Raw genomic sequence first — 21,655 nt, 5'->3', positions numbered from 1 at the left:
GTGCCAGGCCTGCCGTCGGACTACAGCTTGTACAGAGGCGGCACCGGGCCTAAGTTCATTGCATGAGCAGAGCTTTTACCCGCGAAGAAGACAGCGAAAACGCCATCGCCGGCATTGGCGAGCGTCCGATCAGCCAGCACCGCAACCTGGTGACGGAGCGTGGCTTGGCAATGATCGATCAGGAACTCGAAGGACTGCGCGACGAATTGGGCAAGGCCGAGAGGCGAGCCGACCGCGAGCGCATCGCGCTCGTGTCGCGCGACCTGCGCTACTGGACCGCCAGGCGCGAGAGTGCGGAGCTTTCCGTGCCCGAGCCCGGCAGCGACGTGGTCCGCTTCGGCATGGGCGTCACGCTGGAAGGCGATGACGGCAAGAAAGTGCACTGGAAGATCGTCGGCGAGGACGAGGCCGATCCCTCAAAGGGCAGCATTTCCCATGTCTCGCCGATGGCAGTGGCGCTGTTCGGCAAGAAGCTTGGCGACATCGCGTCGGTCAACGGCAAGGAGTGGGAGATCACCAAGCTTTCGGACAAGGCTGAGAGCTAGTCTTCCAGCCTGACGACATGGTCGCGGAAGAATGCCGCGGCCCCGGCTTCGTCGATTTCACCCGCTGCAACCATCATCACCATTTGGATGACGTCCTCCTGCTCGGCCTCGACACTCAATCCATTGAAGTAGAGAAACAAATCGGCTGCGGCAAAAGCGGTGCGCTTGTTGCCGTCGACGAATGGGTGGTTCTTTGCGATGCCAAAGAGATAAGCGGCCGCCAGTTCGCAAAGATCGGGCTCTCCATAGGCCTCCTTCTGCTGAGGCCTAGCAAGCGCTGATTCCAGCATGCCTTCGTCACGAATGCCCGGCGCACCGCCGTGAAGGCGCAACTGCTCGGCGTGCATCGCCTCCACGAATTCTCGCGAATGATGCGCGGTCATTTCGCGAGCGCGCGGTAGGCAACCTCGTATTTCTTCATCCGCTCACGCGCGATCTTCATCTTGCGTTCGAATTCTTCGGCAGAGTCCTCAAGGCGGCGCAAGCGAAGCTCCTGACCCTCCTGGACGACGACCACATTGTCGCCCGCCTTCAGGTTCACCCGGTCGAGAAGTTCCTTCGGCAGGATCAGCCCTTCGGAATTGCCGATTTTGCGAATGGTGGTGTTCATGACGGATCATCCTGTTGCAACGCCGATTATAACGCCAGACGCCGATTGTTGCAACAGGAATTATAACGGCCTCATGCCGCCGCCAGCAAGCGGTCCATAAGCCTGTCCGCCGCTTCTGGAATGACCGTGCCCGGCGGGAAGATTTCCGCCGCACCCGCCTTCAGCACCGCATCATAGTCCTGCGGCGGGATCACGCCGCCGGCGACGATCAGCATGTCGCCATGGCCGAGCTTCTTCAGCGCTTCCTTGAGCTCAGGAATGAGCGTCAAATGTCCGGCCGCGAGCGAGGAGGCGCCGATGATGTCGACGTCGTGCTGGACCGCCAGTTTCGCGATCTCCTCGGGCGTCTGGAACATCGGACCGACGGTGACGTCGAAGCCGAGATCGGCAAAGGCGGTGGCGATCACCTTCTGCCCGCGGTCATGGCCGTCCTGACCCATCTTGGCAACCAGGATACGTGGCTTGCCACCGGATTTCTCCTCAAACGTCGCGATCTTGTCCTGCAGCCTGTCGACCGCCGGATTGTCGCCGAGCGCATCGCGGTAGACGCCGGAGATCGTCTGCACCGAGGCGACATGACGCCCAAAAACCTTTTCCAGCGCCAGCGAAATCTCGCCGACGGTCGCTTTGGCGCGCGCCGCGCGGATGGCGAATTCAAGCAGGTTCTCGTCGTCCTCGGCCGCCCGCGTCAACGCGGCAAGCGCGCCCTCGACCGCGCCGACGTCGCGCGTGCCCTTCAGCCGCTGCAGCTTCGCCAACTGCCTGGCCTTGACCTCGGCATTGTCGATCTTCAGCACGTCGACCTCGATGTCGGTTTGCGGCCGATGCGCGTTGACGCCGACCAGCGTCTGCTCGCCGGAATCGATGCGTGCCTGGGTGCGGGCCGCGGCCTCCTCGATGCGCAGCTTCGGAATGCCTTTCTCGATCGCCGCCGCCATGCCGCCGAGGCTCTCGACCTCCTCGATGTGAGCGAGCGCGCGCGCCGCCAGATCCTGCGTCAGCCGCTCGACGAAGGCCGAGCCGCCCCACGGGTCGACGATGCGCGTGGTGCCGGATTCCTTCTGCAGGATGAGCTGCGTGTTGCGGGCGATGCGGGCCGAATGGTCGGTCGGCAGCGCCATCGCCTCGTCGAAGGAATTGGTATGCAGCGACTGCGTATGCCCCTGCGTCGCCGCCATCGCCTCGATCATCGTGCGGGTGATGTTGTTGTAGGGATCCTGCGCCGTCAGTGACCAGCCTGACGTCTGGCAGTGCGTGCGCAGCGACAGCGAGCGCTCGTCCTTGGGCGCAAAATTCTTCTTCATCAGGCTCGACCACAGCAGGCGCGCGGCCCTGAGCTTGGCGACCTCCATGAAGAAGTCCATGCCGACGGCCCAGAAGAAGGAAAGCCGCGGCGCGAAGCGGTCGATGTCGAGCCCGGCAGCGACGCCGGCGCGGGCATATTCGATGCCGTCGGCGATGGTGTAGGCGAGCTCGAGGTCCGCCGTCGCGCCGGCCTCCTGCATATGGTAGCCCGAGATCGAGATCGAGTTGAACTTCGGCATGTTGCGCGACGTGTAGGCGAAGATGTCCGACACGATCCGCATCGAGGGTTTCGGCGGGTAGATGTAGGTGTTGCGGACCATGAACTCCTTCAGAATGTCGTTCTGAATGGTCCCGGCGAGATCCTTTTGCGCAACTCCCTGTTCCTCCGCCGCCACGATGTAGAGCGCCATGACCGGCAGCACCGCGCCGTTCATGGTCATCGACACCGTCATTTCGCCGAGCGGAATGCCGTCGAACAGCTGGCGCATGTCGAGGATGGAATCGATGGCGACTCCCGCCATGCCGACATCGCCTGCGACGCGAGGATGGTCGCTGTCATAACCGCGATGCGTGGCGAGATCGAAAGCGACCGACAGGCCCTTCTGCCCGGCCGCCAGGTTGCGCCGGTAGAAGGCGTTCGACTCTTCCGCCGTTGAGAAGCCGGCATATTGCCGGATCGTCCAGGGCTGCTGGACGTACATTGTCGGGTAGGGGCCGCGCACGAAGGGCGCCAAGCCGGGATAGGTATCGAGATTGGCGAGGCCCTTGAGATCGCCCTGCATGTAGAGATGCTTCACGGCGATGCCTTCCGGCGTCATCCGCTGGCCCTTGAGCTCGACCGGCGCGCGGCGCGGAGCAGACCAGCCGATCTGGCTGAAATCGGGGATCATGCGCCGGCTCCGATCGACTGATCGATGCGCACCGGAAACAGCGGCTCGCAGGTCGCGACGCCTTCCGTCAGCGCCGGTCGCCGCTCCGCCGCCAGTGTTTCGACCGGGCGTTCGCTGCCCGCGCGGAACAGTGTCGTGCCGACGATAGCGCGCGCGCCCGTCCGGTATTCGGCGTTGCGCTTCGCAGCGGCGGTCTGGACGCGGTTCTGGATGTAGCCTTGCTGCAGGCTCGCCAGCACGCCGCCTTCGGCCTCGATGCGCTGGAATTCTTGCCAGGCGACCGCGCAGAGATCATTGGTCAGCGCCTCGACGGCGCCCGATCCGCCAGCGGGGTCGGCGACGTGATCGACGTGGCTTTCCTCGGCCATGATCAGCTGCGCGTTGCGGGCGACGCGGCGGGCAAAGCCGGCCGGCAGCCCATGCGCGATTGTGTGTGGCAGGATGGAGATCGAATCGGCCCCGCCGGCGGCGGCCGCGAAACAGGCGATCGCCGTGCGCAATATGTTGGTCTCCGGGTCCGCCGCCGTCATCATGCGATAGGACGTCTCGGCGTGGATGCTGGCCGTCGAGGCCGGGATCGAGCAGGCTTCCTGGATCCGCGCCCACAGCCGGCGCAAGGCGCGCACCTTGGCCATCGACAGCAACTGGTCCTGGTCGACGCTGAGCGCGAAGCCGATATGGGGTGCGGCATAGACCAGCGGCTGGCGCGCCTTCTCGAACATCCTGAGATAGGAGACCGCCGACGCCATCATCGTGCCGAGCTCCTGGGCCTCGGTGGCGCCGGCATTGTGGAAGACGCGCCCGTCGGCCTCGAGCAGCACGCCGGGCACTCCCATCGAGAAGAAATGCGCCATCGACTGCGGCATCGATTCCTGCAGCGCCTCGATCGACATGCGCAGCCGGCCGGTGCCGGCGAAGATCGCCGCCGGATCGATGCCGAAGGAAAGGTTGAGCTTGGCCGGATCGGAGCGGCGCTTGCCCAGGAATGCCACCAGCCAGTCGGCCACCGCACGGCTCCAGGGATGGGCATCGATGCGGACCTGGACGCGGTTGAGCGGCACGCCGTCGAGCACCGCTTCCAGCGCCTCGGCCGTTCGCGGCAGGCCATAGCCGAAAGCGTTCGGCGCGCCCTCGAAAACCAGTGACAGACCGGTCGCCCCTTGCGCGACATCGTCCAGTGCCTGCGCCTTGGCGCGGCCAATATCCGGATCGTCGACGCGCTGGCTGACGATCCAGGGCGCTCCGGGATTTGCCCTGACCAGCGGTTCGGCCGCGGCCGAGCGCTCATAGAGCGGCTCGATGCGGATGCCGTCGTCGCTGTGGGAAACCAGCCTGTCCTCGAAGGAGCCGCCGGCAAGCGCCTTTTCGGCGAGCGCCAGCCAGCGCTGGCGGTCAGCGTTCTGAAGGTCGACTTCCCTGGTCAAGGCGCCGGCGCCCATCCGCACTCCTGGTTTTTCTGCCGCATCAATTCGAACCGTCAGTCTAAGGTTCCCTGTCCGATATCACAATGCGCCACGCATGCGGCCGGGTGAACCACCGACCGATTGCCAAACATGCGCAAAGTCCGCAAGCTGCAGGAAGCCCGGCAAGTCGGGATTTGGGTTGAGTTCCAGACTCCGACTGAAAGCCCGATTCGCGATTGGAGCATTGTCGCTGCCGCGTCGCCTCACTATACCTCAGCGTGGCCCTTTGCTTTTAACTTCATCAGGTTGCGGAGACCGGACATATGGCTGACGACAAGAGCATTTTCATCGGCGCCAGCCGCAAGCCCGACGACAGCTATCAGCGCCCCGAGCAGCTTCTGCTGCAATATGGCAACCGCCACGGCCTGGTCACCGGCGCCACCGGCACCGGCAAGACGGTCAGCCTGCAAATCCTCGCCGAGGGTTTTTCCAACGCCGGCGTGCCGGTCTTCTGCGCCGACATCAAGGGCGATCTTTCCGGCATCGCCATGATGGGCGAGGCCAAGGATTTCCTGGTCAAGCGCGCCGAGCAGATCAAGCTCGACCCTTACGACTTCCAGGAATTCCCGGTCATCTTCTGGGACCTGTTCGGCGAACAGGGCCACCCGATTCGCGCCACGACTTCGGAGATGGGACCGCTCTTGCTGTCGCGGCTGATGAACCTAACCGAAGCGCAGGAAGGCATCATGAACATCGCCTTCCGCATCGCCGACGAGGAAGGCCTGCTTCTGCTCGACCTCAAGGATCTGCAGGCGCTGCTCGCCAATATCGCCGAGCGCGCCGATGAGCTCAGCGCCCGCTACGGCAATGTCACCAAGCCGTCGGTCGGCGCCATCCAGCGCACGCTGCTGGTGCTGGAACAGCAGGGCGCGGCGAACTTCTTCGGCGAGCCGGCGCTGCGCATCGCCGACATCATGCGCACCACGCGCGACGGCCGTGGCGCCATCAGCGTGCTTGCCGCCGACAAGCTGATGATGAATCCCAGGCTCTACGCCACCTTCCTGCTCTGGCTGATGTCGGAGCTGTTCGAGGAATTGCCCGAAGTCGGCGATCCGGACAAGCCGAAGCTGGTCTTCTTCTTCGACGAGGCGCATCTGTTGTTCGAGGACGCGCCGAAGGTGCTGGTCGATCGCGTCGAGCAGGTGGTGCGGCTGATCCGCTCCAAGGGTGTCGGCGTCTATTTCGTCACCCAGAACCCGCTGGATATCCCCGAGAAGGTTCTGGCCCAGCTCGGCAACCGCGTCCAGCACGCGCTGCGCGCCTACACGCCGCGCGAACAGCAGGCGGTAAGGACGGCGGCCGAGACGTTCCGCCCCAACCCCGATTTCGACTGCATGACCGCGATCACCCAGCTCGGCACCGGCGAGGCGCTGGTCTCGACGCTGGAGGCCAAGGGCGTGCCCTCCATGGTCCAGCGCACGCTGATCCGGCCGCCATCGTCGCGGCTCGGCCCGATCACGCCTGACGAGCGCCGCCAGTTGATCGCCGAAAGCCCGGTCTCGGGCCAATACGACCAGGTGATCGACCGCGAATCGGCCTTCGAGCTGTTGCAGAAGAAGGCGAAAGAGGCACAGGAGGCCGAAGAGCAGGCGCAACAGGCCGACAGCGGCCGCTCGCGCTGGACGATTCCCGGTTTCGGCGACGATCCCGCTCCGCAGTCCGGCGGCCGCCGCGCTCCGGCGCCACGCCCCTCCAACCGCCAGACGGTGGCCGAAGCGGCGATCAAGTCGGTGGTGCGCTCGGTCGGCTCGTCCGTCGGCCGCGCGATCGTGCGCGGGATCCTGGGCAGCCTGGCCAGGGGGCGGTAGGATGTCTGCACGAGAAGGGCGGAGGTCGCTTCAAGCGGGGTGAAAGAGTGCTGCCGTGATCAATCCTTCCTGCGGTATGGCGAGCAGGAAGCCGCGGCGAAGTACCAGGCGAATTGGCTCAGATTCGCGATGACGGATTCACACCGGGATGAGCGGAGCGACCTCACACCGGGATGAGCGGAGCCACCTCGCGGTCCGACGGACGATCGCTCGCGGCGAGGCCAGACACGACACCGGCACGATCGGCAGCGTTGCGGTTCTGGCTCATCTTGCGCTTGCCTTCGAGCCGCGTGATCGGCATGCGCAGGCCAACAATCCCCTTCAGTTGCGCCTGGATGAAATCCGGCGGCGCATCCGATACGGCCCAAGGCGAGGCGCGGCCGTCTTCGTGGAGGGTGGTGAGACGCGTCACCACGTCGAGCAGCCTGTCGGCATCGTCGAAGAATTCAATCGGTCCATAGGCATGGACTGCGACATAGTTCCAGGTCGGCACGACCTTCCCGGTTTCCTGCTTGGCCTGATACCACGCCGGCGTCACATAGGCGTCCGGTCCCATGAAGATCGCCAGGCCGTCGCCCAATGCCGGTGCGCGCCACTGCGGATTTGCCTTCGCGACATGGCCGTAGATCACGCCGTGCTCGCCCTCGTTCTCGTCGAGAAGAAGTGGCAACGGCGTCGCCTGCGGTCCTTCCGTCGTGGCGGTGACCAGCGTCGCCAGCCGCGCGGCGCGGATCGTTGCTCTCAGGCTCTCCTTGTCGTCATCACGGAAGGTGGGCGGTATGTACATGGCGAAACTCCTTGCGTTGCAGGCGACGATGCCGCAAGTCTGGCTTGGTGGAAATATCCAGTTTCGTAGGTTCTCTGTGGTCCAGTTGGAGAAGGATGGCGTCGCGCGCCGGATCATCGCGGCGATCAAGGCGCAGGTGCACAGCGGCGCCTATCGGCCTGGCGACCGCCTGCCGTCGACGCGGGTCTTTGCCGCCGAATGGGGCGCCTCACGCACCACGGTGACGGCCGCCTATAGCCAGCTCGACGCCGAAGGCTATCTGATCATCCGGCCGGGAGCACGCGCGATCGTGGCCTCGGGGCTGGAGGCGCCGTCGATGGAGACGCCCCTCGAGGCCGCTCAGCCCCGCAACCTGTCGGCATTCGCCCGCCGCCTCGTCGCCCTGCCTGCGCCGGCGGAAATGCAGCCGGCCAAGCTTGCCGATTTCCGCTATGGCGACCTGTCCGGGGCGGACTTCCCGGTGCTGGCCTGGCGGCGGGCGTCGAACAAAGCCATTTTGCGACGCCCCGCGCGTCTGCGCTATGGCGACCCTCAGGGGTCCCTTGCCGCCCGCAGCGCGCTTCAGGGCTATCTCTGGCGCGCTCGCGGCATCAGCTGCACGCCGGACCAGATCGTCGTCGTCAACGGCTCGCAGCAAGGGCTCGACCTCTGCGCGCGGCTGCTGCTTGACCCCGGCGACCCGTTTGTGATCGAGAACCCGGGCTATCTGCTGGCCCGCAATGCCTTCGCGGCGGCAGGCGGCATCGCCGTGCCCGTTGCGGTCGACGCCGACGGGCTGAGGACCGATGCGCTGCCGCCGGCCCGCCTTGCTTGCGTGACGCCGTCGCATCAGTTTCCGCTCGGCAGCGTGCTTTCCGCGACGCGCCGGCGCGCCCTCCTGGCCTGGGCCAAGGCCACAGGCGCCTACATTGTCGAAGACGATTACGATGGCGAATACCGTCACGACATCTCCCCCATCCCGCCGCTGCAGGCCCTCGATCCTGACTCCGTCATCTATATCGGCACGCTGTCCAAGACGCTTTCGCCGACCCTGAGGCTCGGCTATCTCGTCGTTCCCGCCAGCCTCACCCGGGCGTTTAGCGAGGCGAAACGGCTGACCGACCGGCATGCTCCGATGCTGGAACAAGACATACTGGGCGACCTGCTGGCGAGCGGCGCTTATGAGCGTCACGTCCGCAGCATCCGCAGGAAGAACGCCGAGCGCAGGGAGGCCCTGCTGCAGGCGTTGTCCGAACATCTGGGTGCAGGAGTCTCCGTCGCGGGTGCCGACACCGGACTGCATGTCGTCGCCTGGATGAACGGCATCGACGCCGAACGCGAGCCGGCGGTCATCGCGGCTGCGCGCGCCGCCGGGATCGGCCTCTATCCGGTATCGCCGCTCTATGACCCAACCGAGCCGCGACCTGAAACGGCCGGCTTCATCCTCGGCTATGCCGGGCTCGACGTGGAGGCACTGAGACGCGGTGTTGCAATGCTGGCGACTGTGCTGGCCGCGCACCGCTGACGAGATCAGGCTTCAGAAGAGCTCGTCGGTATCGCGCCTGATCGGCCCAAGCAGGATCGATCCATCGGGCACGCCGGCGTCGATCGGAATGGCTTTGCGATTGGCGCTCACCACCATCGGCTGGCCGACATCGGCGGTAACGATCACCGGCGTCTTCGAGGGCACGCGATCGTAGAGATCGATGATGTCCTGGTTGATCAGGCGAACGCAGCCCGACGACACCGACTTGCCGATCGAGTTCCATTCCGGCGAGCCGTGCAGGCGGTAGAGCGTGTCCACATTGCCCTGGAACAGATAGAGCGCGCGCGCGCCGAGCGGGTTCTTCAGCCCGCCGGGCATGCCGCCATTGTCGGCGCTGTACTCCCTCAGTTCCGGCTGGCGGGCGACCATCTCGTCCGGCGGCGTCCATTTTGGCCACTTCTGCTTCCACTGCACCACCGCGTCGCCCGCCCATTCGAAGCCGGCACGGCCGAGGCCGACGCCGTAGCGGATCGCCTGGCCGCCCTCACGCACCAGATAGAGGTGATGGCCGGTCGTATCGACGACGATGGTGCCCGGCTTCTGGCCGGTCGGATCGGGAACGATCTGGCGCAGGAACTGCGGATCGATCTTCTGGAACGGTATGGCCGGCACTTCGAAACCGCTGTCCGAGATCGGGCCGTACATCGTCGCATAGTCGCCCAGCGGCGGCTCGACATAAGCCGGCGGCGGCGGCTCGACCGGTTCCGGCCTCGTCGTGGCGCAAGCGGAAACGGCGACCGAGGCGGCGCCGAGCGCCGCGGCATTGAGAAAGCCGCGGCGGCTGAGGCGAAGGGAGGACGGATCGGATATGAACATGGTTGCCTTTTTTAGGTCTCAAGTCGCAACAAAGCATAAATGCGCCGGTGCGGACTGTTAACGGGAGCACTCTCGCCTTTAACAGTTGGCGGCGATAGGCGGTTCCGATTCTGGCCTCAGGGTGGACAAACAAAGGCAAAGCTGTGACCGCATCCGGCCTGTTGCGCCACGGCCACATGAGGCCTGGCGACCCCAAGCTATGTTGAGATCCAAGTCAAGTCGGCATCCCCTGAATACCAACCTACCTCAAGCGGTCAGCAGGCCTTCGAGCGACGGCAGGATCAATCCCGGCATGAAATCGCGGTATTCGTCAGGCTGGTTGGCGCGATTGATCCACACCGTGCGGAAGCCGAACTTGGCGGCCCCCGCCACGTCCCAGCGGTTGGACGACTGGAACGACACCGCATCCGGATAGAGGCGCCAGCCGGTGGTCACCATGTCGTAAGTCGAGGGGTCGGTCTTGAAGCGCCTGACTTGATCGACGGAAAAGATGTCGTCCAGCACCTGGTCGAGCGCGGCCGACTTGACCGCAGCTTCGAGCATCTCGGGCGAGCCGTTGGAGAGGATCGCCAGCCGAGAGCCGGACGCCTTGAGCGCCTTGAGCACGGCCGGCACCTCCGGATAGCAGTCGAGCCGCCAGTAAGCCTCCAGCAGCTTGGCCCGCAGCCCCCTGTCGACCGAGGGCACCTTGCGCAGGGCGAAATCCAGCGCCTGCTCGGTCAATTGCCAGAAGTCGGCATAGGCGCCCATCAGCGTCCTGACCCAGGAATATTCGAGCTGCTTGGCGCGCCAGATGTCGGAGAGCAACTGGCCGTCCGGCCCGATCTCGCCGGCGTGGCGGCGCACGGCGGCATGCACGTCGAACAACGTGCCGTAGGCGTCGAAAACATAAGCCGCATGGTGCATGCGACAGTTGTGAGGCGAGGGCAGGCGGAGCGCAAGCGTTGATTGCGGCCAGCGGCAATCGATGCTTGCGGATAGCCGCCAGGCCGAGAGCCGCAGGTCTCAACAAATCTCCGCGATTCCGGTTGACGGCGGCCTTCAAAGCATCTTCCTATGCGCGCTTCGCAAAAAAGCATCTGGACGGACCCGAGCAATGACACTGGCGGCAGCGGCGCAATCCGCAACATGGACCTTCGTCGACGGCGACTGGCATGAAGGCAATGTCGCCATTCTCGGCCCCCGCAGCCACGCCATGTGGCTCGGCACCAGCGTCTTCGACGGCGCCCGCTGGTTCGAGGGCGTGGCGCCCGACCTCGAGCTTCACGCCGCGCGGGTGAACGCCTCGGCCATCGCGCTCGGCCTGAAACCCACCATGACCACCGACAAGATCGTCGGGCTGACCTGGGATGGCCTGAAGAAGTTCGATGGCAAGACGGCGGTCTATATCAGGCCGATGTATTGGGCCGAGCATGGCGGCTACATGGGCGTGCCAGCCGATCCGGCCTCGACCCGTTTCTGCCTTTGCCTATACGAATCGCCGATGATCTCGCCGGCTGGCTTTTCGATCACCTTGTCGCCGTTCCGGCGGCCGAGCATTGAGACCATGCCGACCAACGCCAAGGCCGGCTGCCTCTATCCCAACAACGGCCGCGCCATCCTCGAAGCCAAGATGCGCGGCTTCGACAATGCGCTGGTGCTGGACATGCTGGGCAACGTTGCCGAGACCGGAACCTCGAACATCTTCCTGGTCAAGGACGGCCATGTGCTGACGCCGGCGGCGAACGGCACCTTCCTGTCCGGCATCACCCGTTCGCGCACGATAAACCTGCTCGGCGACTACGGCTTCAAGACCACCGAAAGGACGCTCTCGGTGCGCGAATTCCTCGAAGCGGACGAGATCTTCTCCACCGGCAACCACTCCAAGATCGTGCCGATCACCCGCATCGAGGAGCGCAACCTCCAGCCCGGGCCGGTCGCCAAGAAGGCGCGCGAGCTCTACTGGGACTGGGCGCATTCGGCGTCCGCCGCCTGATCCGCGGCCGGGCTTTCCTTTCACGCGGCCACCTGCTGCAAAACCATGTGACACTCTTCCGGAACCTCTCTAGAAAGGGAACCGGCGCTTCATTCCGGAGTTGTCCCCAACCATTCCAGACCTATCTTAGTCCGGTATCGACACCGGATTTTCCATGAGGGAGTACCATCCATGGCTTTTGAGCTGCCCGCTTTGCCCTACGACTACGAGGCCTTGCAGCCTTACATGTCGAAGGAGACGCTGGAGTATCACCACGACAAGCACCACAAGGCCTATGTCGACAACGGCAACAAGCTCGCCGCGGAAGCCGGCCTGGGAGACCTTTCGGTCGAGGAGGTGGTGAAGCAGTCCTTCGGCAAGAACGCCGGCCTCTTCAACAACGCCGCTCAGCACTACAACCACATCCACTTCTGGAAGTGGATGAAGAAGGGCGGCGGCGGCTCCAAGCTCCCTGGGGCCCTGCAGAAGGCCTTCGACAGCGACCTCGGCGGCTATGACAAGTTCAAGGCGGACTTCATCGCCGCCGGCACCACCCAGTTCGGTTCCGGCTGGGCCTGGATTTCGGTCAAGGACGGCAAGCTCGCGATCTCGAAGACGCCGAACGGCGAGAATCCGCTGGTGCATGGCGCCTCGCCGATCCTCGGCGTCGACGTCTGGGAGCACTCCTACTACATCGACTACCGCAACGCCCGCCCGAAATACCTCGAAGCCTTCGTCGACAGCCTGATCAACTGGGATCATGTCCTTGAGCTCTATGAAAAGGCCAATGGCTGATTGATCGGAGAAAAAGCCCCGGCACACCGGGGCTTTTTCTTTTCTGCCGGCAACGAAAAGTGAAAATCGTTGCTGAGTGGACGGAATATTTCCCCTGCGACGTCCGTTAACGTCCAGTCGCGAACTCTCTTCACCAAGGAGCCACTGAATGAGAAAGCTTGTTCTCGCCATCTCTATGCTCGCAATTGCCGGTTCGGCCGCTTTTGCTGATCCGATCAAGGATCGCCAGGCCCTGATGAAGGAGCGCGGCAAGCTCGCCGGACAATTGTCGAAGGTCGTCAAGGGCGAGGAAGCTTTCGACGCCGCTGCCGTGCTGACCGCGCTGCAGGCGCTGCAGGCCAATGGCGAGAAATGGGACACCGAGAAGTTCTTTCCGGCCTGCAGCGACAAGGGCGACACCACCGCCGCGCCGAAGATCTGGGAAGATACGGCCGGCTTCAACGCGGCCGAGGACAAGTTCCTGGCCGACGTCAAGGCCGCGGTCGCTGCTCCGCCAGGAGATGTCGATGCCTTGAAGGCGCAGCTCAACACGATCGGCGGCGACTGCGGCACCTGCCACCAGAGCTACAGGATCAAGAAGGGCTGATCGCGGTCAATGCCCTGGCTGAGGAAACTCGTCGGCGCCGCCCTCGTTCTGGGCGGCGTCGGCGCGGTTGCCGGATGGGTGTTGTCGGCGCCGGTCAGGCTCGATGCCGCGACCGTCGCGCAGCTTGGCCCCGGCGATGCCGCCAAGGGCAAGCGCATCTTCTATGCCGGCGGCTGCACCTCCTGCCACGCCAGGCCCGGCGCGAAGGGCGAAGTCCGCCTTGAACTTGCGGGCGGCCTCGAACTGAAGACGCCTTTCGGCACCTTCGTGCCGCCCAACATCTCGCAGGATGCCAAGGACGGGATCGGCGCCTGGAGCGAGGAAGACTTCGCCAACGCCATGCTGAGGGGCGTCTCGCCGGCGGGCGAGCATTTCTACCCGGCCTTTCCCTACGCCTCCTACGCGCGCATGAAGCCGTCCGATGTCGCCGACCTTTACGCGTTCATGAAGACGCTGCCGGCAGTCGCCGGCAAGGCGCCTGATCACAAGCTTGCCTTCCCCTTCAACATCCGCCGCGGCATCGGGCTGTGGAAGCGGCTTTATCTCAACCCCGAGCAGGTGATCGCCGTGGCCGACGGCGCGCCGGACAAGGTCGCGGCCGGTCGCTATCTCGTCGAAGGCCCCGGCCATTGCGGCGAATGCCACACGCCGCGCGACCTTGCCGGCGGCACCAGGAAGAGCGAATGGCTGGCCGGCGCCACGGCCGCCGAAGGCTCGGGCATCGTGCCCAACATCACGGCGGGCGAGGGCGGCATCGGCGAGTGGTCGGAGGGCGATATCGCCAACTATCTCGAGACCGGCTTTACGCCGGATTTCGATTCCGTCGGCGGCGCCATGGTCGACGTGCAGAAGAACATGGCCGAACTGACTGCCGACGACCGTGCCGCGATCGCCGCCTATCTCAAGGCCGTGCCGCCGCATCCCAACGGCTATCCGGCGCGCAAAAAGCCGGCGAGTTGACCGCTTGCATGTCGCCCGTGCGTGGCACCATCCACGCAATTGGTCTCGCGATGCATATTAGTTGACTTCAATACTCATGTATTATAGGCGCTTCGGCCAGTTTTCCGGCTAACCGAAGTTGCCATGCCCTCGATCGATCTTGTGTCCGGAGTTAGCCTTGGCGGGCAGCGCACGGCGCTTCTCCTCGCTGATGGACGAACGCTCTGCTACGCGGAGCTGGACAGCCTTGCGCAGCGCTTCTCAGCGAGGCTGGGGCAAGCAGAAAAGCAGTTGGTGGCCATCGCGGCGGAAGCCTCCGAGCATGCGATCGTCGCCTATCTTGGAGCCTTGCGGGCGGGCCATGCGGTGGCCATGCTGCCGCCATGCGACAACCGACTTTGGGATGATTTCCTGGCGGCCTTCCAGCCCGACTTCACCTATCGGCCACTCGACGGCCGATGGCGTCTGGTCAAGGAGGCTCGGTGTGCACGGGACGCCGAGCCGCTGCACCCCGATCTCGCACTGCTGCTGATGACGTCCGGCAGTTCGGGCGCAGCCAAGGCCGTCAGGCTGTCCTATGGCAATCTCGAAGCCAATGCGCGCTCGATTGCGGCCTATCTCGAACTCTCTTCGGACGACCGGGCCGCTCTCGTGCTGCCGCTGCATTATTCCTACGGGCTGTCGGTCCTCAACTCGCATCTGATCGCGGGCGCCAGCGTCCTCTTTCCCCGCGCCTCCATTATGGACGGCGATTTCCTCACGACAATCGTAGACGGCGGCTGCACGAATCTGTCGGGCGTACCGTATTCCTACGAGCTCTTGGAAAGAGCGCGTTTTCGCGAGGTCGAGTTCAGCACACTGCGGATGATGACGGTGGCGGGCGGACAGCTCCGCCCCGACCTTATCCGCCTCTACAGGGATCACATGCGCGCCCGGAGCGGCGGCTTCTTCGTCATGTACGGCCAGACCGAGGCGACGGCGCGCATCGCTTTCGTGCCGCCTGAGAGCCTTTCCGACAGGGAGGAGCGGATCGGCGTCGCTATCCCGGGCGGCAGCCTTGGCATCGTCGACGCCGAAGGAAAGCCGATCAGGCGAGCGGACATTCCCGGAGAACTCGTCTATCGCGGTCCTAACGTAATGATGGGTTACGGCGCGAAGCGTTGCGATCTGCTGCGGGGTGCCGAGGTCGAGACCCTGCACACCGGCGACATTGCCGTGCAGGACGAGCACGGTTTCTTCCGCATCGTCGGGCGCAAGAGCCGCTTTGCCAAGATTGCCGGCCTTAGGATCGGCTTCGATGTCATGGAGCAGGCGCTGGAGCGGCAAGGTATTGCCGCCGCGGTGCTCGGCGACGATCGAGGGTTGCATGCCTATGTGGTCGGCGCCGGCTCGGCGGGGAAGGCACACCGTATCCTGGCCGAAGTCAGCCGCTTGCCCGCCAATCTGGTTCGGGTTGCGACGCGCTGCGACTTTCCAAGGCTTGCATCCGGCAAGATCGACTATGGCTGCCTTCAGCGCGAGATGTTGGAAGGACGGGCGGGGGCCCGTTCCGAAAGGGGCGGCGTGCCCGATGCCTATGCTCGCGTGTTCTACCCGCTCCGCGTCGGTCGCAACGACAGCTTTGTCTCCCTCGGCGGCGATTCCCTTCGCTTCCTGCAACTGGCTCTGGAACTAGAACGGCTCGGCTTGGAGCTGCCGGACGGCTGGGAACGGCTAAGCGTCGCGGAACTGACACATCGTCATGCGGCGGCGCGGCCTCTCGCACGCACGCAGGCAACCGAACTGCCGGTCGATCTGGTGTTGAGGGTCATCGCGATCCTTCTGGTGGTCGTGCATCACGAGACGCTGTGGCCTATCCCCGGCGGTTCCGGGGTCATGATGCTGCTTGTCGGCTACAGTCTTGCGCGTTTCCAGTCGGCCCATTTGCTCGCCGGGCGCCTTCGGCACGCGCTGAAACCTGCGATCGACGTGCTGATCCCGTATTTCTTCATTGTCGCCGCTTACGCCGTCGCCTGGCAGGCGGCGCCTTGGGCCTCGATGACCCTTACCGGCAACTTCGGCTATGCCGAACCGGAACGTCACGAGATGATCCCTTATCTCTACTGGTTCATCGAGGCCTACGCGCAGACGCTCCTGGTCTTCGCTCTCATCTTCGCCATTCCCATTCTACGCCGGCTGGCCAGAGCTCGACCCTTCGCCTTCTCGCTGGGCCTTTTGGTGTTTGCCGCTGCCGCGCGCTTTTCGGTCCCGTTGTTCGTCGAGCTAGGCAACCGCCAGATATTCGCGATCTACTGGGTCTTCCACCTTGCTGTCTTCGGCTGGTGCGCCGGGTTGGCCGACACGCACGTCAGGAAAGTCGTCGTGACCGCGTCTGCCGCCATTGTGCTGGGGTATCTGGCCTTTTGGGAGTCGGTCTGGCTGGGCACGACGGTTAAGTATTTGATGATTTTCGCGGCGCTTTCGGCTCTTCTTTATCTACCGCGTCTTCGCCTGCCAGCCGGGGTGGGGCGGCTGGTTATGCAGGTCGCCGTCGCGGCTTTCCCGATCTATTTGTTTCACCGCTTCGTCCCGGAGCTTTTGATGGCGCCCGTCGCGGGCCGGTTGCCGGCTCCGGGCTTCCAATTGCTTGCGATCGCTGGCGGCGTCGTCTTAGGCATCATCGCCAGCAAAGCCTTGGCCGCCGTCCGAAACCTGCGCGGCAGATTGGCGGTAGGACGCCAGCCGGAATTGCTCTCTGCGTGAGACGCGCCTAGTTCGCGGTCGTGCTTGAGCCGCTCGGGCTACGGGTGGCGGTCGCCGAGGAAATCGAAGCCGCTTTCGAAGAAGTGATTGTAGTTGCAGGTCAGCTCTTCGCCAGGCGCAATATCTCGGAGCGTGTAGGTTTCCTCCGGCGAGGAGACGTCGCAATTCGGGTCGTCGTCATGGTTCATGTAGCGGGCGTCATCGGCCTCGAAGACGATGTAGGCCGGATCGCGGCGGTCGGGATAGGAATAGCGGTCGAGATAGGATTTCACCGGGCCGGTCTCGTTCTCATAGGTGTCGACCTCGATCACCCGGTCGAATCTGGGGTCGAGCTTCCAGATCAGCGTGCCTTGGGGGATGTGGTTCTTGGCGAAGACGCCGATGCCCTGGATGGGCGATTTGTCGAGATAGACGTCGACGAGCAGCATGGCGGACCCTTGCAAGACGGTGACTGGCAGGCGCGGCTCGAAAAAAGCCGGGCATTGGGTAGCGCGCGACAGCGGCAATTGCGAGCACAAAATCGCCGCGCATGAGCGCGAAATGAAGCCTCTGAAAACGTCATGCGCAAATCAAAAATTTATGACCGGACGCATCAGTTTGGGAGCGATGCCGGCAGGTCCCCCTATTGGCCGTTGGACGGCCGTTTTGCGCTGCTCTGAACAGCAGGTGCGCACCGCTCAGCGCTGCTGCAACGCCAGGCGCACACCGAGCGCGCAGTAGATCGCGCCGACGACCTTGCCTTGCCATTTCAGCACCGCGGGATTCCGGCGCAGGAAGGCACCCAGCCCACCCGCGCTCACCGCGAAGACGACCGTGCTGAACAGGCCTAGCAGGACGAAGATGATTCCCAATGCCGCCAGCTGAAGCATCACCGATCCGTTTTCCGGCCGCACGAATTGCGGCAGGAAGGCGAGGAAGAACAGCGCGGTCTTGGGGTTGAGCATCTCGGTTAGCACTGCCTGGCGGAAAGCCTTGCCCGCCCGGATCGCAAGCGCACCGGCGGCTGGATCGGTCGATGTCTTCTCGATGATCGCACGTATGCCAAGATAAACGAGATAGGCCGCGCCGATATATTTGACGATGCTGAACAGCATCGCCGATGTGGCGATGATCGCCGAGATGCCGACCATCGCCATGACGGTGTGGAATATATCGCCGGCCGCGATCCCGGCGCCGGTGGCGATGCCCACTTTCGTTCCCGAACTCGTCGCCCGCGCGACGGTCAGCAGCGTGGCGGGGCCGGGAATGAACACAAAGCCGAGCACGACCGCGACATAGGTCGCCAATGTGGCCAGGTCGATCATTCCAGGGTCCTCCGCGACTTCGCCCAATCAAAGCCACGCCGTGGCTCGCGACGCAATGGCCTTCTCACCCGCTCGCCGCCGCCGAGACTGAATCGGCCTTGCCCGCCACCTTCAACGCGAAGGCATAGGTGTAGGCGATCTCCTCCAGCCTGGAGAAACGGCCAGAGGCGCCGGCATGGCCGGACTCCATGTTGATCTTGAACAGCACCGGGTTGTCGCCGCTCTTGCGCTCGCGCAGCCTCGCCACCCATTTGGCCGGCTCCCAGTAAGTGACGCGCGGATCGGTGAGCCCGGCCTGCGCCAGGATCGGCGGATAGTCGAGCGCCGCCACATTGTCGTAGGGTGAGTAGGCCGCGATCGTGCTGTAGTCGTCGGCCGAGGCGATCGGATTGCCCCACTCGGGCCATTCCGGCGGCGTCAGCGGCAAGGTCGCGTCGAGCATCGTGGTCAGCACGTCGACGAACGGCACTTCGGCGACGATGCCGCCAAAACACTCCGGCGCCATGTTGGCGATCGCCCCCATCAGCATGCCACCGGCCGACCCGCCTTGCGCGACGATGCGGTCATGCGCCGTGTAGCGCTCGGTCACCAGATGGCGCGCGCAGGCGATGAAGTCGGTGAATGTGTTCATCTTTTGCGCCCGCTTGCCGTCATCGTACCAGCCGTAGCCCTTGTCCTTGCCGCCGCGGACATGGGCGATGGCATAGACGAAGCCACGGTCGACCAGCGACAGGCAATTGGTGTTGAAGGACGCCGGCACGGTGATGCCGTAGGAGCCGTAGCCGTAGAGCAGGCAAGGTGCCGAGCCGTCGAGTGGCGTGTCGCGGTGGTGGATGAGCGAGATCGGCACCAGTTCGCCGTCGCTGGCGGGCGCCATCAGCCGGCGCGTCACATAGTGGTCGGGATCGTGACCCGAAGGGACTTCCTGGGTCTTCAACAGCACGCGCTCGCGTGTGCGCATGTTGTAGTCGAAGACCTGCGCCGGCGTCGTCATCGACGAATAGGTGAAGCGCATGATCTCGGTATCGTACTCGTAAGAACCAGACAGGCCGAGCGAGAACGCTTCCTCGTCAAAGGAGATGAAGTGCTCCTCGCTGCTTTCGCGATCGCGCACGACGATGCGCGGCAGGCCCTCCTTGCGCTCCAGGCGGACCAGGTAGTTGCTGAAGCCCAGGACCGAGAGGATCAGCCGTCCGGGCTCGTGCGGAACCAGCTCGCGCCAGTTTGAGCGCACCGGATTTTCGACCGGTGCCGTCATGATCTTGAAATCCTTGGCGCCGTCGGCGTTGGTGAGGATGAAGAAGATGTTGCCGCCTTCCTCGAGGTCGTATTGCAGGCCGGTTTCGCGCACGGCGACCAGCTTCGGCTCGGCAAGCGGGTCGTCGGCGCGCATCAGCCGGTATTCCGAGGTCTCGTGATCGTTGATGCCGATCATGATCCACTCGTTGGAACGCGTCCCGCCGACATCCATGAAAAAGCCCGGATCGGTTTCCTCATAGATCAGCCGATCGTTTTCGGCACTGTCGCCAAGCGCGTGGAACAGCACCTTGGAGGGACGATGATTGTCGTCGAGGCGGGTATAGAAGAACCCGTCATCGCCGGCATTCCAGACGCCGCCGCCACCGGTATCGGGGATCCTGTCCGCCAGTTCGTGGCCCTTGCCGAGGTCGCGCACGCGGAGCGTGAAGAACTCGGACCCCTTGTCGTCGAATGCCCACAAGAGCTTCTTGTGGTCGGCCGAATGGTCGACGCCGCCGAGGCGGAAATAGGGCTTGCCTTCGGCTTCCGCATCGCCGTCGAGCAGGATCTCGTCCGTGCCGCCATCGCGCGGCGTGCGGAAATAGCGCGGCTGCTCGCCGCCCAGCCTGTAGGACGAGCCATAGGCATAGGGGCCGTCTTTCATCGGCACGGTGGAATCGTCCTCCTTGATGCGCCCCTTCATCTCGGCGAAGAGCCGCTTGCGCAGTTCCGCGGTGTCGGCCATCAGCACCGCCTGATAGGCATTCTCGGCTTCGAGATGCGCGCGGATCCGGCTGTCGAGCAGGGAAGGATCCCTGAACATTGCCTGCCAGTTGTCGGCCCGCAGCCAGGCGTAGTCGTCTGTGCGGGTGAAGCCGTGATGCGTGTCGAAGATGGACCGTTTCTCGGTCTGCGGCGGGGTGGCGGTCGGAAAGGCGGAAGATCTGGTCATTAGGTCTCGCTGCGGAAATTGCTTGAATGGCAAATGAACACGCCGATCAGTGTCGGTTCAAGAGCCGGCCGGCATTGTTGCGACGGCTCCACGATAGGCCGGAGAGAGGGAAGATGATGAATTCCTGTATTCGCACCGCCGCGGCTCTTGCCGTCGCTTCGACTGTTCTGGCCTCCGCCGGCCAGTCTCATGCAACCGCCTTCGCCGCTTGGCAAGTGTCGGGCGTGCCCTACGGCGACACGCTCAACGCGCGCAAATATCCATCGGGCAGTTCGCAGAAGCAGGCCGCCTATCCCAACGGTGCCGTGCTGCAGATGACCGGCCGCTGCACCGGCGGGATAAACCTGCTCGACATCGCGAGCCAGCCGCACTGGAAGCAGCGCCAGGCGGTGCGCTATCGCTGGTGCGAGATCTGGAACGACCCGGCACGGGACGGCCATTTTGTCACCGGCTGGGTCTATGGCAAGTACATCGCGCCCTATTGAGCGGCCCGACATCCTCCGCTTATCTCCGGCCGCGCGTAGCAGTAATGCCTTGCAACCCGTGATTTCATTAGGATGCGGAAACCTTGCGACCTGTCGCGGATCAAGCATAGGCGAAGCATTTCGCTTATTTTAGCTGCTTTTGCCGATGTAATTGCGACGTGACGCCGCGTCAGGTGGTGCTGGTCTGACCAGAAAAATCTCGCTAAGTTACGCGATGCACGAAAGGTTGAAGCTGAACGGGGAATATTTGATTAATATCGCTGAATATAGCACGTTAGGCGAATTGACTTACTTGACTATTGGGATCATTAAGATCATGCGACGCGAATCGCAGAGGCTCTTTCCTGCATGAAATTCGCGCGAAGCCCAGCCAAAAAATGGGCGCAGTTAGAAACAACTCTCGTTGGGGCCTGAACACAATGGATATCGCCGAAACACCTTCCCGAAACAGCGACGCGCTGATCGAGCTGACCGCCGATGTGGTCGCAGCTTATGTCAGCAACAATCCCGTACCCGTCGGCGAACTGCCGAACCTGATCGCCGATGTCCATGCAGCCCTTGGCCGCGTGGGCGGTGCCACCGAAGCGCCGCCCGCCGACAAGCAGAAGCCTGCAGTCAATCCGAAGCGCTCCGTCCATGACGACTACATCGTCTGTCTTGAGGACGGCAAGAAGTTCAAGTCGCTGAAGCGCCACTTGATGACCCACTACAATCTGACGCCCGATGAATATCGTGAGAAGTGGGGTCTCGACGCAAGCTACCCGATGGTGGCTCCCAATTACGCCGCCGCCCGTTCGCAGCTTGCCAAGAAGATGGGCCTCGGCCGCAAGCGCAAGGGCCGCTGAAGGCAATTCGTCACTTCGATGCCGGACGGCGCCTTCGGGCGCCGTCTTGCTTTGAAGCACTCGCC

Annotated in this window: 20 protein-coding genes; 10 read left to right on the top strand and 10 right to left on the bottom strand. The window is 63.9% G+C overall.

Going from position 1 to position 21,655, the window contains the following annotated elements:
• Positions 1-62: 62 nt before the first annotated feature.
• Positions 63-545: a transcription elongation factor GreA gene (greA, locus tag EN786_RS06690; protein WP_127283086.1), complete on the top strand. Its 483-nt coding sequence runs from the start codon at positions 63-65 to the stop codon at positions 543-545.
• On the opposite strand, the gene EN786_RS06685 is transcribed toward greA, so the two are convergent.
• The 4 genes from EN786_RS06685 to EN786_RS06670 form a co-directional block, all read right to left on the bottom strand.
• Positions 542-928: a type II toxin-antitoxin system death-on-curing family toxin gene (locus EN786_RS06685; RefSeq protein WP_127283087.1), complete on the bottom strand. Its 387-nt coding sequence runs from the start codon at positions 926-928 to the stop codon at positions 542-544. The genes greA and EN786_RS06685 overlap by 4 nt on opposite strands.
• Positions 925-1,155 (bottom strand): AbrB/MazE/SpoVT family DNA-binding domain-containing protein, encoded by a 231-nt coding sequence (locus EN786_RS06680; RefSeq protein ID WP_127283088.1) that lies wholly within the window; start codon positions 1,153-1,155, stop codon positions 925-927. The genes EN786_RS06685 and EN786_RS06680 overlap by 4 nt, the downstream gene beginning before the upstream one ends.
• Positions 1,156-1,226: 71 nt before the next feature.
• Positions 1,227-3,350 (bottom strand): methylmalonyl-CoA mutase, encoded by a 2,124-nt coding sequence (gene scpA / locus EN786_RS06675; RefSeq protein WP_127283089.1) that lies wholly within the window; start codon positions 3,348-3,350, stop codon positions 1,227-1,229.
• On the bottom strand, positions 3,347-4,789 hold the full coding sequence (locus EN786_RS06670; protein WP_127283090.1) for a methylmalonyl-CoA mutase subunit beta: 1,443 nt from the start codon (positions 4,787-4,789) through the stop codon (positions 3,347-3,349). The genes scpA and EN786_RS06670 overlap by 4 nt, the downstream gene beginning before the upstream one ends.
• Positions 4,790-5,076: 287 nt before the next feature.
• Between EN786_RS06670 and EN786_RS06665 the strand changes: the two genes are divergently transcribed.
• Positions 5,077-6,621 (top strand): helicase HerA-like C-terminal domain-containing protein, encoded by a 1,545-nt coding sequence (locus tag EN786_RS06665; RefSeq protein ID WP_127312050.1) that lies wholly within the window; start codon positions 5,077-5,079, stop codon positions 6,619-6,621.
• Positions 6,622-6,784: 163 nt separating this feature from the next.
• Here EN786_RS06665 and EN786_RS06660 read toward each other — a convergent pair whose 3' ends face one another.
• Entirely contained in the window at positions 6,785-7,408 is a 624-nt protein-coding gene (locus tag EN786_RS06660) for an FMN-binding negative transcriptional regulator (RefSeq protein ID WP_127312256.1), read from the bottom strand.
• On the opposite strand from EN786_RS06660, the gene EN786_RS06655 reads away from it, so the two are divergent.
• Complete coding sequence (locus EN786_RS06655; protein ID WP_246688719.1) at positions 7,407-8,912, top strand: PLP-dependent aminotransferase family protein; 1,506 nt, start codon at positions 7,407-7,409, stop codon at positions 8,910-8,912. The genes EN786_RS06660 and EN786_RS06655 overlap by 2 nt on opposite strands.
• Positions 8,913-8,924: 12 nt before the next feature.
• Here EN786_RS06655 and EN786_RS06650 read toward each other — a convergent pair whose 3' ends face one another.
• Positions 8,925-9,749 carry a L,D-transpeptidase gene (locus tag EN786_RS06650; protein ID WP_135908088.1) on the bottom strand — a complete coding sequence of 275 codons (825 nt, stop codon included), beginning with the start codon at positions 9,747-9,749 and terminating at the stop codon, positions 8,925-8,927.
• 246 nt (positions 9,750-9,995) lie between these two features.
• Positions 9,996-10,655, bottom strand: a complete 660-nt coding sequence (locus EN786_RS06645; RefSeq protein WP_127311598.1) for a haloacid dehalogenase type II — start codon at positions 10,653-10,655, stop codon at positions 9,996-9,998.
• 190 nt (positions 10,656-10,845) lie between these two features.
• Between EN786_RS06645 and EN786_RS06640 the strand changes: the two genes are divergently transcribed.
• The 5 genes from EN786_RS06640 (at position 10,846) to EN786_RS06620 (ending at position 16,765) form a co-directional block, all read left to right on the top strand.
• Positions 10,846-11,724: a branched-chain amino acid aminotransferase gene (locus tag EN786_RS06640; protein ID WP_127283095.1), complete on the top strand. Its 879-nt coding sequence runs from the start codon at positions 10,846-10,848 to the stop codon at positions 11,722-11,724.
• A gap of 171 nt (positions 11,725-11,895) precedes the next feature.
• Positions 11,896-12,498, top strand: a complete 603-nt coding sequence (locus EN786_RS06635; RefSeq protein ID WP_127311597.1) for a superoxide dismutase — start codon at positions 11,896-11,898, stop codon at positions 12,496-12,498.
• 148 nt (positions 12,499-12,646) lie between these two features.
• The gene (locus EN786_RS06630) at positions 12,647-13,084 is read left to right on the top strand and encodes a cytochrome c (RefSeq protein ID WP_127311596.1); all 438 of its coding nucleotides are present in this window, start codon (positions 12,647-12,649) and stop codon (positions 13,082-13,084) included.
• Positions 13,085-13,093: 9 nt separating this feature from the next.
• Positions 13,094-14,044 (top strand): cytochrome c, encoded by a 951-nt coding sequence (locus EN786_RS06625; RefSeq protein ID WP_127392297.1) that lies wholly within the window; start codon positions 13,094-13,096, stop codon positions 14,042-14,044.
• Positions 14,045-14,167: 123 nt separating this feature from the next.
• A complete protein-coding gene (locus EN786_RS06620) occupies positions 14,168-16,765 on the top strand; it encodes an AMP-binding protein (protein ID WP_127311542.1) in 2,598 nt (865 codons plus the stop codon).
• 38 nt (positions 16,766-16,803) lie between these two features.
• On the opposite strand, the gene EN786_RS06615 is transcribed toward EN786_RS06620, so the two are convergent.
• The 3 genes from EN786_RS06615 to EN786_RS06605 form a co-directional block, all read right to left on the bottom strand.
• Complete coding sequence (locus EN786_RS06615; RefSeq protein ID WP_127283099.1) at positions 16,804-17,193, bottom strand: SET domain-containing protein-lysine N-methyltransferase; 390 nt, start codon at positions 17,191-17,193, stop codon at positions 16,804-16,806.
• A 249-nt stretch (positions 17,194-17,442) separates the two neighbouring features.
• Positions 17,443-18,069 carry a LysE family translocator gene (locus EN786_RS06610; RefSeq protein ID WP_127283100.1) on the bottom strand — a complete coding sequence of 209 codons (627 nt, stop codon included), beginning with the start codon at positions 18,067-18,069 and terminating at the stop codon, positions 17,443-17,445.
• 64 nt (positions 18,070-18,133) lie between these two features.
• On the bottom strand, positions 18,134-20,260 hold the full coding sequence (locus EN786_RS06605) for a S9 family peptidase (protein WP_135908085.1): 2,127 nt from the start codon (positions 20,258-20,260) through the stop codon (positions 18,134-18,136).
• A gap of 116 nt (positions 20,261-20,376) precedes the next feature.
• Here EN786_RS06605 and EN786_RS06600 point away from each other — a divergent pair, with 116 nt between their 5' ends.
• Both EN786_RS06600 and EN786_RS06595 read left to right on the top strand, forming a co-directional pair.
• Entirely contained in the window at positions 20,377-20,745 is a 369-nt protein-coding gene (locus tag EN786_RS06600) for an SH3 domain-containing protein (RefSeq protein ID WP_127311007.1), read from the top strand.
• Positions 20,746-21,164: 419 nt separating this feature from the next.
• Entirely contained in the window at positions 21,165-21,590 is a 426-nt protein-coding gene (locus EN786_RS06595; protein WP_127283102.1) for a MucR family transcriptional regulator, read from the top strand.
• The last annotated feature ends 65 nt before the right edge of the window (positions 21,591-21,655 follow it).

It is taken from the genome of Mesorhizobium sp. M4B.F.Ca.ET.143.01.1.1, from assembly GCF_004792275.1.
GTDB lineage: Bacteria > Pseudomonadota > Alphaproteobacteria > Rhizobiales > Rhizobiaceae > Mesorhizobium > Mesorhizobium abyssinicae.
This window is presented reverse-complemented; position numbering and strand designations above follow the sequence as displayed.

Coding starts and splice junctions, on each gene's coding strand:
- greA (WP_127283086.1), top strand. CDS start 63: ATGAGCAGAGCTTTTACCCGCGAAGAAGACAGCGAAAACGCCATCGCC.
- EN786_RS06685 (WP_127283087.1), bottom strand. CDS start 928: ATGACCGCGCATCATTCGCGAGAATTCGTGGAGGCGATGCACGCCGAG.
- EN786_RS06680 (WP_127283088.1), bottom strand. CDS start 1,155: ATGAACACCACCATTCGCAAAATCGGCAATTCCGAAGGGCTGATCCTG.
- scpA (WP_127283089.1), bottom strand. CDS start 3,350: ATGATCCCCGATTTCAGCCAGATCGGCTGGTCTGCTCCGCGCCGCGCG.
- EN786_RS06670 (WP_127283090.1), bottom strand. CDS start 4,789: ATGGGCGCCGGCGCCTTGACCAGGGAAGTCGACCTTCAGAACGCTGAC.
- EN786_RS06665 (WP_127312050.1), top strand. CDS start 5,077: ATGGCTGACGACAAGAGCATTTTCATCGGCGCCAGCCGCAAGCCCGAC.
- EN786_RS06655 (WP_246688719.1), top strand. CDS start 7,407: ATGGCGAAACTCCTTGCGTTGCAGGCGACGATGCCGCAAGTCTGGCTT.
- EN786_RS06660 (WP_127312256.1), bottom strand. CDS start 7,408: ATGTACATACCGCCCACCTTCCGTGATGACGACAAGGAGAGCCTGAGA.
- EN786_RS06650 (WP_135908088.1), bottom strand. CDS start 9,749: ATGTTCATATCCGATCCGTCCTCCCTTCGCCTCAGCCGCCGCGGCTTT.
- EN786_RS06645 (WP_127311598.1), bottom strand. CDS start 10,655: ATGCACCATGCGGCTTATGTTTTCGACGCCTACGGCACGTTGTTCGAC.
- EN786_RS06640 (WP_127283095.1), top strand. CDS start 10,846: ATGACACTGGCGGCAGCGGCGCAATCCGCAACATGGACCTTCGTCGAC.
- EN786_RS06635 (WP_127311597.1), top strand. CDS start 11,896: ATGGCTTTTGAGCTGCCCGCTTTGCCCTACGACTACGAGGCCTTGCAG.
- EN786_RS06630 (WP_127311596.1), top strand. CDS start 12,647: ATGAGAAAGCTTGTTCTCGCCATCTCTATGCTCGCAATTGCCGGTTCG.
- EN786_RS06625 (WP_127392297.1), top strand. CDS start 13,094: ATGCCCTGGCTGAGGAAACTCGTCGGCGCCGCCCTCGTTCTGGGCGGC.
- EN786_RS06620 (WP_127311542.1), top strand. CDS start 14,168: ATGCCCTCGATCGATCTTGTGTCCGGAGTTAGCCTTGGCGGGCAGCGC.
- EN786_RS06615 (WP_127283099.1), bottom strand. CDS start 17,193: ATGCTGCTCGTCGACGTCTATCTCGACAAATCGCCCATCCAGGGCATC.
- EN786_RS06610 (WP_127283100.1), bottom strand. CDS start 18,069: ATGATCGACCTGGCCACATTGGCGACCTATGTCGCGGTCGTGCTCGGC.
- EN786_RS06605 (WP_135908085.1), bottom strand. CDS start 20,260: ATGACCAGATCTTCCGCCTTTCCGACCGCCACCCCGCCGCAGACCGAG.
- EN786_RS06600 (WP_127311007.1), top strand. CDS start 20,377: ATGAATTCCTGTATTCGCACCGCCGCGGCTCTTGCCGTCGCTTCGACT.
- EN786_RS06595 (WP_127283102.1), top strand. CDS start 21,165: ATGGATATCGCCGAAACACCTTCCCGAAACAGCGACGCGCTGATCGAG.